10 protein-coding genes are annotated in these 14,031 nt (G+C 46.0%); 4 read left to right on the top strand and 6 right to left on the bottom strand.

What is annotated here, in order from left to right; genetic code table 11:
• Nucleotides 1-25: 25 nt before the first annotated feature.
• Nucleotides 26-439: a Dabb family protein gene (locus ACMA1I_RS21050; RefSeq protein ID WP_337070454.1), complete on the top strand. Its 414-nt coding sequence runs from the start codon at nucleotides 26-28 to the stop codon at nucleotides 437-439.
• A gap of 126 nt (nucleotides 440-565) precedes the next feature.
• Here the strand turns inward: ACMA1I_RS21050 and ACMA1I_RS21045 are convergent, their stop codons facing one another.
• Nucleotides 566-1,945 (bottom strand): sigma-54 dependent transcriptional regulator, encoded by a 1,380-nt coding sequence (locus ACMA1I_RS21045; protein WP_337070453.1) that lies wholly within the window; start codon nucleotides 1,943-1,945, stop codon nucleotides 566-568.
• A 350-nt stretch (nucleotides 1,946-2,295) separates the two neighbouring features.
• Nucleotides 2,296-2,670 (bottom strand): hypothetical protein, encoded by a 375-nt coding sequence (locus ACMA1I_RS21040; protein WP_337070452.1) that lies wholly within the window; start codon nucleotides 2,668-2,670, stop codon nucleotides 2,296-2,298.
• 285 nt (nucleotides 2,671-2,955) lie between these two features.
• On the opposite strand from ACMA1I_RS21040, the gene polA reads away from it, so the two are divergent.
• On the top strand, nucleotides 2,956-5,808 hold the full coding sequence (polA, locus tag ACMA1I_RS21035; protein WP_337070451.1) for a DNA polymerase I: 2,853 nt from the start codon (nucleotides 2,956-2,958) through the stop codon (nucleotides 5,806-5,808).
• Between the two features lie 346 nt (nucleotides 5,809-6,154).
• Here polA and ACMA1I_RS21030 read toward each other — a convergent pair whose 3' ends face one another.
• The gene (locus ACMA1I_RS21030; RefSeq protein ID WP_337070450.1) at nucleotides 6,155-7,486 is read right to left on the bottom strand and encodes an SGNH/GDSL hydrolase family protein; all 1,332 of its coding nucleotides are present in this window, start codon (nucleotides 7,484-7,486) and stop codon (nucleotides 6,155-6,157) included.
• 17 nt (nucleotides 7,487-7,503) lie between these two features.
• A complete protein-coding gene (locus tag ACMA1I_RS21025; RefSeq protein ID WP_337070449.1) occupies nucleotides 7,504-8,745 on the bottom strand; it encodes an OmpP1/FadL family transporter in 1,242 nt (413 codons plus the stop codon).
• A gap of 632 nt (nucleotides 8,746-9,377) precedes the next feature.
• Here ACMA1I_RS21025 and ACMA1I_RS21020 point away from each other — a divergent pair.
• Entirely contained in the window at nucleotides 9,378-10,295 is a 918-nt protein-coding gene (locus ACMA1I_RS21020; protein WP_337070448.1) for an NAD(P)/FAD-dependent oxidoreductase, read from the top strand.
• Between the two features lie 295 nt (nucleotides 10,296-10,590).
• On the opposite strand, the gene ACMA1I_RS21015 is transcribed toward ACMA1I_RS21020, so the two are convergent.
• Both ACMA1I_RS21015 and ACMA1I_RS21010 read right to left on the bottom strand, forming a co-directional pair.
• The gene (locus ACMA1I_RS21015; protein WP_337070447.1) at nucleotides 10,591-11,430 is read right to left on the bottom strand and encodes a cyanophycinase; all 840 of its coding nucleotides are present in this window, start codon (nucleotides 11,428-11,430) and stop codon (nucleotides 10,591-10,593) included.
• Between the two features lie 82 nt (nucleotides 11,431-11,512).
• Complete coding sequence (locus ACMA1I_RS21010; RefSeq protein ID WP_337070446.1) at nucleotides 11,513-12,382, bottom strand: sterol desaturase family protein; 870 nt, start codon at nucleotides 12,380-12,382, stop codon at nucleotides 11,513-11,515.
• Nucleotides 12,383-13,263: 881 nt separating this feature from the next.
• Here ACMA1I_RS21010 and ACMA1I_RS21005 point away from each other — a divergent pair.
• Nucleotides 13,264-13,710, top strand: a complete 447-nt coding sequence (locus tag ACMA1I_RS21005) for a hypothetical protein (RefSeq protein ID WP_337070445.1) — start codon at nucleotides 13,264-13,266, stop codon at nucleotides 13,708-13,710.
• The last annotated feature ends 321 nt before the right edge of the window (nucleotides 13,711-14,031 follow it).

Here is a 14,031-nt window from a genome sequence, read left to right as displayed (position 1 = left end):
TTTAGCTAACAACAAGATTCTCTATATGAATAAACTATCAAGAAGATCGTTTTTGGGAAGCAGTGCATTTTTGTCGCTTGCCAGCGTTTTGGGCTTTGTGCCCTCTCTGTACAAATCCAGACAAAAAAAGAAAGATATGTTTGTACACCATGTTTATTTCTGGCTTAAAAACCCGGATTCTGCAGCAGATAAGGCCAAACTGATCGAAGGCCTGAACACCCTGAAAAGTATTAAACAAATTAAAATGGCGCACATTGGTGTGCCTGCCAACACAAACCGTTCTGTTATAGAACGTGGCTATGCGGTGTCGTGGCTTTTGTTTTTTGATAACCAGCAGGAGCAGGATGTGTACCAGGAGCACCCGGTGCATTTAAAGTTCGTAGAAAATTATTCTCATTTGTGGGAGAAGGTAATTGTGTACGACTCTGTAGACGCTTGATGCTAAATACCCTTGACCTAAAAGCCCTTCCGGAAGCTGAAAATTCTTCCGAAGGGCTTTTTTATTAGAATAATTATGAACAAAAAGTAAGGCTTTTTAGGTAGCTAATTTAAATTATTGTTCCTACTACGCCTCTATGTTGTACTGTCGTAACTTGTTGTAAAGTGTTTTCCGGTCTATGTTCAGGAGCCTGGCTGCTTTAGATTTATTATATTTTACCCTTTCCAGCATAGCCAGAATTAATTCCTTCTCGCTTTGGCCGGTGGCGCTACGCAAGTCGGTAGCCACTTGCGGCTCAGGTTCTGCTGTAAAAGGTGTAGGAGCAGCAGCTACAAACGTGGGAGCCGGCTCCACAATTTCTGGAGGCAGTTGCTGTAAGGTAATGAGATCTGACTTGGCCAGCAGCACAGAGCGCCTTACCACATTGCGTAGCTCACGCAGGTTGCCCGGCCAGGCATAATTCTCCAGTACAATAGCTGCTTCCTGATCAAAGCCAACCACATTTCGCTCTAGCTCCTGGTTAGCCTGCTGTAAAAAGTGATTAGCAAATTGCAATATGTCTTGTGTTCGCTCCCGAAGCGGGGTAGTATTAATCTTAAACTCGTTCAGGCGGTGGTACAGGTCCTCTCTAAACTCGCCACGGCCCACAGCCTGCACCAGGTCCTCATTTGTAGCCGCTATAATGCGAACGTCTACCTCAGTATCGGTGGTGCTGCCAATCTTTTTTACCTTCCGCTCCTGCAGTGCCCGCAATAGTTGCACCTGCACCTCATACGATAGGTTTCCGATCTCATCCAGAAACAGAGTTCCGCCACTGGCAGCTTCAAACTGACCTTCTTTGTTATTCAGGGCTCCCGTAAAAGCACCTTTTACGTAACCAAACAATTCGCTGGCTGCCAGGTCCTTAGATAAAGCGCCGCAGTCTATGGCTACATAAGGTTTATCGTGGCGCTTGCTGCTGAGGTGTATTTTGCGGGCTACAAATTCTTTGCCGGTTCCACTTTCGCCCTCTATGATAACCGACATGTTAGTGGGTGCTATCAGGGCAATATAGTCTTCTATCTTGGCTGCCTCTGGGCTGCGGCCGCTCACAAACTCAAAGTTACCAGATACGCCTGCACGTGTTTTACCGGCCGGTTCTTCCGTTTTTTTCTGAAGGGCCTTCTTAATCGTGAGCAGCGTTTCGTCTGGGTTGATAGGCTTTGTTATATACTCAAATGCCCCCATTTTTATGGCTCTCACTGCCGTTCGGATGTCAGCATATGTAGTCATCAAGATTACGGGCACATCGGTTGAGTATACCCGAATCTGGCTCAGCAATTCTATGCCATCGCGGTCGGGTAACCTGAAGTCGGTTAAAACAAGATCGAAGGGCTGGCCTTTGAGCAGGCGAAGCCCCTCCTCGGCTGTGTAGGCCGTTTGAACGTTATATTGCTGCTTCTGCAGAAAGGTCCGCAGCATCAGGCAAAACGTTGGGTCGTCGTCGATTAAAAGTATATTCGGCATAAATCAGCAGAAATATACGTATATCCAAAATAAAGGACGTGCGAATTTTGCTCTGGTTAAATTTTTTCTGTTTCAAGAAAAGAAAGGACAATTTTATAATAGGTAGCTAGCCTTGAAGGAGTACAAGCCTTTGGTGCCAAAAAATGCTCTGGAAGGCTTTTTTTATTTAAATAATTCTAACGAGGCAGGCTGTGCAGATTTTTACCTGTAACTCAGTTTTTTTGCGCACAAAATAAACTAGAGTGGCATAAAAACAGAGAAACCTCCACTAGGGAGGTTTCTCTGTTAAGTTTGGGTTGGCTATTGGTTGGCTTTGGCTAAAAGCTGAAAGTTAGGTAGGGTTGGTTCGGTTATTGTTTTGGTTCTTCTTTCAGAACAGTACCAGCTTCGTCTATACGAACGATACCTTTTTCCTGAGCACTGTTAGTGCAAATTACTTCGTAGGTGTCTTTGTCGCCTTCAGCATCACCGGCTACTTTATAAACTTCATCAACTTTCCACTCTTGGAAGGCCTCTTGTGCTAGTACTTGTTTTACTGGCTCAGGAAGTTGATCTTGTGTAACTTTCACTTTTTCTTTATCCTGAGCGGTAGCAGCAGTTCCTTGCTGAGTTGTTGATTGCTCAGTAGGAGGAGTTTGAGTTTGAGTTTCTGTTTGGGCGTTTGCATCTATAGATATAAAGCCGAAAAGGGCGATTGCTGCTGCTATTACGGTTACTTTTTTCATGTTTCTTAATTTTAGTTTACTAAACATTTAAATTGTATTTGCCCTATTGAGATAACTGTGCCAGAAATTTATTTATATATAAAATATTGAAAATCAGTTATTTATAAATTAGTGCAAATTCTACAAACTGTGGAACTGTGGGGCGTAGTGTGGAATAAATTCCACACTTTGTGGAGCGCGGGGCAGTTGTCTACACAAAAGCAAAAAACTGTTTACAGGATATACGTTTTAAGAATCACCAGATTGGCGCTTACTTATACTTGTAAATATTGACTAAATTGCCGCATGAGCGAACCTAGAAAAAAACTATTCCTGCTAGATGCCCTGGCACTGATCTACCGGGCGCATTTTGCTTTCAGTAAAACACCGCGCATAAACTCCAAAGGCATGAGCACCGGAGCAGCGCTGGGCTTTACCAACACGCTAGTGGAAGTGCTTACAAAGGAGCAGCCCACACATATTGGCGTTGCTTTCGACTCACCGTCAAAAACCTTTCGCCACGACAGCTTTCCGGAGTACAAAGCCAACCGGCAGGCGCAGCCCGAAGATATTTCTATTGCCATTCCGTACTGCAAAAAAATTGTAGAAGCCTTTAACATACCAGTGCTGATTATGGATGGGTTTGAGGCCGACGATATTATAGGCACACTCTCCTGCAAAGCCGAGCAAGCCGGATTTGATGTGTACATGATGACACCCGACAAAGACTATTGCCAGATGGTGACCAAACATGTGTACCTCTATAAGCCAGCCTTTCTGGGCAACGCCGTAGAGGTGTGGGATGTGCAGAAGGTACTGGATAAATGGGAAATTGAGCGGGTGGAGCAGGTAATCGACATTCTGGGTTTGCAGGGTGATGCCGTAGACAACATTCCCGGTATACCGGGCATTGGTGAGAAAACAGCCAAGTCGCTTATAAAACAATTTGGCTCTGTAGAGAACCTGGTAGCCAGCACAGATCAACTAAAAGGAAAGCAAAAAGAGAACGTAGTAAACTTTGCCGCGCAGGGCCTGCTTTCAAAAGAACTGGCAACGATTCACCGCGATGTGCCTATTGCGTTCAACGAAGATGCCTTACTGTATAACGGCCCGAACGAGGAGCAACTCACGGAGTTGTTTGCGGAGTTAGAGTTCCGGCAGCTGGCGCAGCGTGTGCTAGGCAAATCGCTGGCAGAGGCTACAACAGCGGCACCAGCCATTGGCCGCAGAGCAAAAGCGGCAGATGCGGCCCAAACGTCGCTTTTTGGCGCTGCAGCCCCTGAGGCAACAGAAGCTTCTGCCGCCGCAGAGGCTGCCGACCTGGTGCCTACGCAGCTGCAGACCATCAACACCACCCTGCACGACTACCACCTGATCGATACACCAGAGCTTCGCAAAAGCCTGGTGCAGTACCTGAAGCTGCAGGACGAAATATCGTGGGACACTGAAACTACCGGCATAGATCCGATTACGGCGCGGCTGGTGGGTATGTCGTTTTGCTACCGCCCCGGCGAGGCCTATTATGTACCGGTGCCGCACCAGAATACCGACGAGGCGCAGCAGCTGGTAGAGGAGTTTCGGGAGGTGCTGGAGAACCCGAACATCGCCAAAGTAGGTCAGAACATAAAGTACGACATTACGGTGTTGAAAAAATATAACGTGGAGGTGCAGGGGCCGATTTTCGATACCATGCTGGCGCACTACCTGCTGGAGCCTGAAATGCGCCACAACATGGATGTGCTCTCTGAAACCTACCTCCACTACAGTCCGGTTTCTATTACGGAGCTTATTGGGCCAAAAGGCAAAAACCAGCTCACCATGGCCGACCTGAAGCCCGAGCAGGTAAGCGACTACGCCTGTGAAGACGCGGATATTACGCTGCGCCTGAAAAATCATTTTGAGCCGCTGCTGCAGGAGCAAGGGCTCATGAAGCTGTTCCGGGAGGTGGAAACGCCGCTGGTGCAGGTTTTGGCCGACATGGAGCATGAGGGCATCAGTATAGATGCCAATGCCCTGGCCGATATTTCGATACAGCTGGAGCAGGAGATCGGGCAGATTGAGCAAAGCATTTTTGAGATAGCCGGCGAGAAATTTAATATTGGCTCGCCTAAGCAGCTAGGAGATATTCTGTTCGACAAACTGCAGCTGCATGGGAAGAACAAAATAAAGAAAACCAAGACTGGCCAATATGCCACCGGCGAAGAAATCCTCTCTAAGCTGGCTGGCGAGCACAAAATTGTAAAGCTGATACTAGACCACCGGGAGCTCTCGAAGCTGAAGTCGACGTATGTGGATGCGCTGCCGCAGCTGGTGTGCTCACTCGACAACCGGGTGCACACTTCCTTTAACCAGGCGGTAACTGCTACAGGCCGCCTCAGCTCTACTAACCCCAACCTGCAGAACATTCCGATTCGTACTGAGAGGGGCCGCGAGATCCGGAAAGCCTTTGTGCCACGCGACAGCAAGCACCAAATTATTTCGGCTGATTACTCGCAGATAGAGCTGCGCATTATGGCCCACTTTAGTGGTGATGAAACCATGAAGACCGCCTTTCGCAACGGCCTCGATATACATGCCTCTACGGCTAGCAAAGTGTTTCATGTGCCGCTGGAAGAAGTGACTTCTGAGATGCGCCGCAAAGCCAAAACCATAAACTTTGGTATTATTTACGGCATCTCGGCTTTTGGTTTGTCGGAGCGGTTGGCCATACCGCGCCGCGAAGCTGTAGATATTATAGAGGCTTATTTTCAAGAGTTTGATGCTGTAAAGGCGTACATGGATGGTGCTGTTGAGAAGGCGCGGGAGCTGGAGTATGCCGAAACACTGCTGGGCCGCCGCCGTTACCTCCGCGACATTAACTCGCGCAATGCTACCATCCGGAACTTTGCCGAGCGAAACGCTATTAACGCGCCCATACAAGGCACCGCTGCCGACATCATTAAGATCGCCATGATCAACATTCAGGATTATCTGCGGCAGGAAAAGCTGCAGACTCGCATGGTGCTACAGGTACATGACGAACTTCTGTTTGATGCTCCCAAAGAAGAAGTTGAAATAGTAACGCCAAAAGTTGTAGAGCTCATGACCAACGCGCTGCAGCTGAGTGTACCAATGGAAGTAGGTTTAGGTGTTGGCAACGATTGGCTGGAGGCGCATTAAAAATTTTGAATGAGTGAATGAGTGGTTTAGAGAATGAACAGAGCCACTCCTAACCCTGGACTCAAAAATGCCTAAAAGCCTTTGGAAGGCCGATTCCATTAGAATAATTGCGGATTATTAAACTGTTAAATTGTTTGATGGTTAAATTGCTGGTTTTGGGTAAGATGCATTTTGAATCGTATTTGAAAGAAAGATTAAGAAATTTAGTGTTCAGTCAGATCTTAACCCTTGACTAAAAAATGCTTAAAAGCCTTTGGAAGGCCATTTTCATTAGAATAATTGGTTTATTTACCACAAAAAAGGCTGCCAATTGCTGGCAGCCTTTTTTGTAATGCTTGTGTGAAAATTATGGCAGTAGCACTGCACGGTACTTTGTTGCATCCACTGTTGGTATCTGGGCGCTATACTTGGCGTTTATTGTTTTGATCATTTCGTTGGCCAGTATGGCGTATCCTCTTGGCGTTAGGTGAATGCCGTCTAAAGAAAACAGATTTCCGGTAACAAAAGTTGGGGCGTATGTTACTGCATCCATCACGAAGCCTCCTTTTATGGTGTTAAAGTAGTTGTTAACGTCAAAGAAAGCTAAGTTCTTGGAAGTGGCAATGTTTCTGATTACCTGGTTATAGCTTGAGGTATAATCGTTAATTTGGTTAATCTCGCTCTCGCTTAAAAACAAGTTGCTCGGCAGCGGAACCTGCGAGCCGTACCCCTGCCCGGCTATTCCCTCTAAAGCAGGAAGCAGCACCAGTTCATTAGACTTAATTTGCCGGAAGCCTGCGGGGGCAGCAGGATCACGCACAACGAGTGGGTTGGGGCCCAGCGCAAACGTAATGCCCAAAGCGCCGCTGCCGTAAGCTGCATTTAGAGCGTCTACCTGCGCTTGAGTGGTTAGCGTAAGCGCATTGTAGGGTACTGTTGTGAAAAATGGGACTGTCTTCACATCCGGAATATTTACCAAAATTCCTTCTGCGCCATTTGCAGTAAGGTTGTTTATAAAATTGGTGTAAATGTTCTCAAATATTGTCGTGTCGGTAAGCGCCTGCGTAACATTGGCTGGCTCGCCTCCTGCCAGCGCATATCCTAAAATGTCGTTGTTGCCGAGCCACATAGAGAAGAAAGTTGGCTGAGACTCCAGAACTTCTTGTATATATGTTTTATTGCCAACCTCAGCAGGTTGCAGAAGCCTTTCTAAGTAAGGGTTGCTGGCACCATAGGCAGCAGATGCACTGGTTAGCACCGATATTCCCGGGATGCCCAGGTTCTGCACGGGTTCTAAATGTTTGGTAAGAGCTTCGGCACCACCGGGTAGTGTGCCTCCTCTTGTAGCCTGTGCCGCAACAGGTTCCGGAATAGGGATTCCGCCCACAAAGCTTCCGACCTTTATATACCCACTGCCATTTGCCTCAGCCTCAGAGAACAGCGGTTGTGTAAACTCGCCACCTCCTACTGTTTCAAATTGTTGTGCAAGTATAGCAGGGTAAGAACTAAGCTGACCTTCGCGGTACAGGCCTCTATCCTGAAAACCTGCTGTAAGCGAGTTGCCAACAGCTACATATTTAGTAAGATCAAGCTGGCTTCCTGCCGAGATACTTGGAGCTTCTATTTCTGGATCGCAACTGGCAAGAAACATACCGACAGCAAGAGCCAGTATGCTGGGTTTATAGAAAAATTTTTTCATATTCGTTTAATAGCTAATCAAAATTTATAATTCAGGGCAACACCAGGTATATAGGCAACCGACTTGTAAGTGCCTGCTATGCCACCGGAAAGGTCAGAGGCATCTGTTCTTTTCTTTTTGTTGATGTACAGGAAAGAAGCATCGATGCTCAGGTCTTCAGACAGCTTGTAACCAAAACCTACGGAAAGGCCTCTAGAGTCTGAATCTGGTGTTTCAGGTGTTAAATAGCCTTCCTGCACAGGAGTGCCGTCGTAATAAGCACCGGCACGTAGTGCAAAGACATCAGAAAGGTTGTATTCAGCACCAATTCTATAAATATAGGCATCTTTATAGTTGCGGGCATTCTCTGCGTAGTTGCTTCCGTTTACATCCTGACTATAGTCGAAGCGCAGGCTTTTGTAGGCGCTCCAGCCCACGTGGCTCACATCTACGGCAATGGTCAGGTCCTGAGTAGGCATAAAACCTGCTCCTAAAGTAAGGGTTGCTGGAAGAGGCAAGGTGGCATCGAACTCGGTGCCTGCCGGAAAGCGTCCTGCAATGGCTGGAGAAGTAGGCATGTTAGAGAAGGTAACATCACCTCCTGATACTTTCATGTCTACTTTAGAGCGGTAGCTAAGACCAAACGAAAGCTGCTCTGAAGGTTTAAAGAAAATGCCGGCATTAAAACCAACTCCGTTTGCCTTACCATCGAGCTCTGCACTACCATAAGCTCCTTGCGAGTTTTGCAGCGGTATGTTGCGTTGCAGGTTTACGCCACCAATAGCATATACAAAACCAGCGCCAATGCCCAGTTGGTCGGTGATCTGATAGCTAAGAGTTGGCTGAATAAAAATGGCTTGTAAGCTAAGTTCTGATAAGGCAAATCGGCCGTTCCAGTCGTTGCCCCAGTTTACGGTGCTGCCAAACGGTGTGTATATGCCCAAACCTGCCTTTAATTTATCGTTGATGCCAAAGACACCGTACACTTGAAATGGAGTGCCTATAGGGTTATCTGTCATAGCTGTTGCACCACTTGGCTCGGGTGCCTGGTAGGCTATTTTAGATATAATGCCCGATGCACCAATTGTTACGCCATTCTCGCGCAGATAGCTCATGGCACCAGGGTTAAAGAAGATACTGGAGGTACCGGTTGTAATGCCTGTACCCGTGTGGCCCATACCGATCTGGCGCTGGCTTGCCAGGTTTACCTGGTACCCTCCTGCCATAGCCGCCCCTGATAGCAAAGAACCAGTAATCAGAGCTAAAATTTTTCGTTTCATAAATAAGTGTTTATTATTTGAAATGCACTGGCTGTAATTCAACGAAGCTATTACTAAACACAGCGGTTACATGTTATGGAAAAATGAAAAGATGTTGTTAGAGTTTGGCGCTATGAAACTAAAATACATTTAAATATAAATATATCTATATGTGTAATAGTAGTAAGCCGTTTTTTAACTAACAAACGTAATCAATATTTCGCTAGAGTAAAGCGGTTGTGCAGAAAATTATTTAAAAAAATATACCGATGTTCCTATCCTGTAGGAGGTATAGGCGGGGCAAATGAACTATGATCACTAAAAGTTTATAATTTTAGTCGGTAATGCCTTGATAATGAATAAAATATAATTTTACAGACTAGCATGTATATCGTAAATATCAGAAATCAACCTTTATTTCATTAATTTAATATTGTTGCTTAAGGCAGTACTGTTTTAGTACGTGCTGCCTGCTAAAAACGGTTTTGGTTTGTAGATCCCTTGGTTCATCTGAAGTGGTTACTTATAACTTTTCCTGTCAAACCATATGCTGGGGCCGCTGCTCTTGCTACGGTTTAAAACTTTCTGCTAAATGGCACTATCTTTAACCTGAGCAATCCGTTTAATTAGTCTCAAAAGAAGACAGAGAACTGATGTACGATGTAATAATAATAGGTGGCGGACCAGCAGGTTTGAACGCTGCCATGGTGTTGGGGCGCTGCAGGCGCAAAGTGTTGTTGTTAGACACGGGCAAGACACGTAACCGCTGGTCGCACAGCATGAATGGCTTTATTACCCGCGACGGTACAAACCCAAAAGAATTCTTAGAAATCGGAAGAGCCGAACTTCAAAAGTATAATGTAGAGTTTATTTGCAAGCTTGTAATAACAGCTACCTACAGCAAAGGGCATTTTGTAGTCAACGACGAAGATGGCACAGTTTACACCTCGCACAAGCTGTTGTTGGCAACCGGCCTGAAAGACAAGTTGCCGGAACTGCCTGGCCTTGAAGAACTGTATGGCATAAGTGTACACCACTGCCAGTATTGCGATGGCTGGGAATCTAGCGACAAAGCCATTGCAGTGTATGGCAAAGACAGGAAAGGCGTGGGACAATCGCTTGCCATGAAAACCTGGAGCGACAATATTACCCTCTACACCGATGGCACCGACAAACTGACTCAAAGCGACTGGGACAGACTTAAACTTAACGGTGTAGCGGTTTGCACCGATAAAATAGAAAGGCTGGAAGGAGCAGATGGCAGGCTACAACGGATCGTTCTTAAAAATGGCAATGTTAAGGAGCAGGAGGTAATGTTCTTTAATACAGGCACAAAGCAACAGTGTGACCTGGGCGTGCAGTTGGGCTGTGAGTTTACAAACAAAGGTGTTATTAAAACCCGCCGACTTCAAAAATCGAATATACCCGGGCTTTTTGTGGCTGGCGATGCTGCCCGCGATATGCAAATGGTAATTGTAGCCGCAGCCGAAGGTGCAAAAGCTGGCGTTGCTATAAATATGGAGCTAGAACAGCTTTACCTGGAGCGTGAGCCTATGCTGGCTAAAAGTTAACAAACTACCTGCCTTAACTAGTGCAGGGGTTGTTAGCCTTTGCATTGGTTAAGGTTTAACATGAGAAGGAGCCTTTGCAGCCTCAGATCAAGGGGTTAACAAGCAGCAACCAACAGGCATAACCTGAATTGTTCTAATGAAAATGGCCTTCCGGAGTCATTTTTTGAGATACAAAGCATAGGCAGAAAAAGAATATATCTTTTTCTGCCTATGCTGCTGTGTTAAGTGATACACTGTATCAAATTTAGTACAACCACCTAAAAGGTTAGATATAGGCCAGGAGCAAAGCTCCTTTTTATTCTGATGAAATGGGTGCCTGATTAGGTTCGGTCTGAGAAGTAGCGGCTGGAATTGCCTGAAACAGGTGCTCCTTTAGGCAGTAGCGGTAACCTTCTACCAGCAGGTGCATGATCAGGTGTTCTACGGCAATAGGCTCGTTTTCTTCTACCTGGCGGGTGTTAGAAAACCGTACGCTCCCGGCATCGATTATTGTAACTACTCCGGTGCCAAACACCTCCACCTGGTCGCCATTTTTTATAATAATGCCAGTTTCTTCGCTCAGGCCAATACCAATATACTCCTGGTCGTGTGCCACCGCGTGCGCCAATCGGCCAAAACGTCCACGCTCTGCAAAATGCGTATCTATGTACACCTGGCGAATAAAACCGAACCCTTGTGTAATCTTCATTTCGCCTTTTATTAGCGAATAATGCCCGTAGCCATCGTAAATCATTCTATCAGACATAACGGCTGCCCCTGCACTGGTGCCGGCAATGATTATGTCGTCTTCTATGTATCGCCTGCGCATGATGTCGAGCAGCTTTGTACCCTCCAGGAAGTTGGCAAGGCGCACCTGGTCTCCTCCGGTAAAAAAAACAACTTCCGCATCTTGAATACCTGCTAGGTTTGCGGTAGTATCGGCCTCGTTTGTCTCGTCTATGTGCAGGAGTCTTACGTTTCTGCAGCCAAACTCCTCAAACGCTGCCTTATACGCATTACCAGAGTCTTCTACCTCTGTGGCAGCTGTAGCAATTACCACAATATGCGATTGCGCACTGCAGATCTGAGAACGGATTAGCTTTAGCAACCCATCGTCATCACCTCCTCCTAAAGCTATTAACCTGCCTTTTATCATAAAATTACTGCTGTTGTTTAAAAGATTATAGTATACTTGATGAGGTGCTCCTGAGTTAGGAATTACTGCCTTTGCAATTTGCTTAAGGCAGCAGATCTGTGGCCACATTGCCGGAGTAGGCGCGGGTGGGGGTGCTGCCATTGGGCAGTTTCCATTCCCGTTGCTTTTTAAAGGGCAGTAGCAGCAGCCAGCCTGGAGTCTGTTCGGCCACATTGCGATAAGCTGGTGCACCAATGGTTAGGGCGTGCTGTGGCACGTGCAGCTGCAGCGTTTTGTGTAACCTGTCCCAGAAAGAAAAAATTACAGAAAAGTTGCTGTTGGTTTCCTGTGCTACAATAGAATGATGAATGCCATGCATGCGTGGCGTAACCATAACCTGCAGCAGGCGCCGCTCCAACTGGTAGGGCAACCGCACATTGCTATGATGAAACGCTGTACAAGCTTCAAAAAAGAACTCATAAACCACCACCAGCTTAGGTGGCACCCCCAGTAAGGCCACCATAGCCCCTCTAAAAGGAACAGAGGCAATGTTTTCTCCTACATGAAATCGCCAGGCGGTAGATAAGTCCAGGTCCAGGTCTATGTGGTGCACGTTATGGAAGCGCCACAATATAGTAAGCCGGTGCAGCAGCACATGCCACAGGTAATTGCTGTAGTCCAGCAACAGGAAGCCTGCCGCTACATTAGCCCAGGCTGGTAGCTTTAACTGTGGCAAAAGCCCGAATTGCCTTTTATTTGCCCACTTGGCTACCGCATATAGCGCAGGCAGCAGCAGCAGCCGAAGCGCCGGAAGTGCAAGTGCGGCTACTGAAGCGTTCTGGCGAAGCCGCACGAGTTTAGGCTGCGATGGTATTCGGAGCTGTTGGCGGGTTTCGAGCACCAGCAGCGCCAGTCCAAGCATGCCAAGTAAGGGAGCGCCTATTTTATCGAATTTAGGGAATCTGAATTTCATTTCTATAGCTAACAGCAATTTGCTTCAATAGTTTCGGCAGCACAGCATGTTGCACCTGATCAGTTGGTGTTGCAAACAACTACCGCTGGCTGAATACGGACACAATGCCGTTCCATTATGAGCACTTTTACGAATGAATGGCTATGGTAAATTCGTAAATTAGAATGAACAACTGCTATATCTGATATTGGCACAAAAACTGCTTTAGGCAAATTACGCTCATGAGCTTTCGTAGGCTATAAAATTATTTGATAGCCAGCTGATTACTGTATTGAAATATTGGCCGTGATTGATTGTCGTTTTATTAGTTGCTGTTGCCGCTTTGGTAAGAAAACAGCCAGCAATGAACAGGAGAATGCAGAGGTGTCTGGAATAAAATAATCCTGATAACCTGCATTCTACTATAGAGGCAAAGTGCTTGCCGTTTACAGAAGTACGATAAAAAGCACAGCCAACAGCCTCAATACAGCACCAGTGAGACGAATTTTGCTTGCTTTAGCTCTGGCTTTTCCGGTAGAGCCGCTACCAATACTCCATTATTGTTACACCGGGTATTTTTCAGAAGGTGTTATCTTTTGAGCTTCAGGGAATTACTTTAAGGAGTTTTCTGAGTAAACTAAGTTTCAATTTGATACAGGTGGTTTCGGAATAGTGATGTCTAGTCTCTTGCTTTCATGTTACGATTTATCCCGAAAGTGCCCGGTTTTTTACAGTGTTTTACCTAAGTATCGCTTAATTTGTGCTTTAAACCATGTTTTAGATCATTGGATAGGATGTTACGCAGTAGGCCCAAAATTCCTTTTCAGAATAGATGATCTTAAGTAAATTTGTATGGTTGGGGTGCAACAGGAGATTAAGAGTGATGCTGCACTTTTTATACAATGGGAAAGATACAATTACTCAGCCGCCATTATGGTGTGCATAGCCTCTATTTAGAGAAAGCGTACCTACTTTTTTTTAAAGTACTACAGCAAATCAGGCAATTAGCTATAACTAGAAACACAACTACAGATAAATTTTTTGCGACTGCTCTTACCTGTACTAAAGAACCGACTGCTCTTAGCCAGGAAGCAGTTATCCAGATAGAGCACACTGTATTGTGGGAATGTATGGCACAACCCGCGCAATTTTACGATTTATTAAAACTCTTGCCCCTCGAAGCTAAAAATAAATCCTTATCTTTTGATCTCGGTGAGGACTTGGCACGTAAAGGGTTGGCAGAAACCTGTTTTAGAGCGGGCAGGATATGCATTAAAATAACGCCGCAAGGCATAAACTATTTAAAAGCACAGGAAAGCAGAGAAACTATAAACCCTAGTTGCCTTTAGCACAGCTACAATTCATCCTGATAGGCTCAGAAACGCAACGGCCCCCACCGAAGCGATCAGGTGCAGTAAAAACAAGTTAAAAACAAGCTTAAATCCAGGAATTTCACTGCTGCTAAAGTCATTTTGCTTTCCAAAAGAGTCCGGCCACCCCGCCGGACTCTTTTATTTTACAACAGCCAGTCCTTCCGTAATTATTACGTGAACTCGGGAATTAAGCCAATGTTCTGGCGAGGTTAAACTTTTTGTTTTTGTGGTCGAGAAAGGTGTAGGCGGTCAGACCTGAGAGGATGTGGACCAGGGCGTTGATGGGGTTTCGGTGGC

Source organism: Pontibacter sp. 13R65 (assembly GCF_047525655.1).
GTDB lineage: Bacteria > Bacteroidota > Bacteroidia > Cytophagales > Hymenobacteraceae > Pontibacter.
This window is presented reverse-complemented; position numbering and strand designations above follow the sequence as displayed.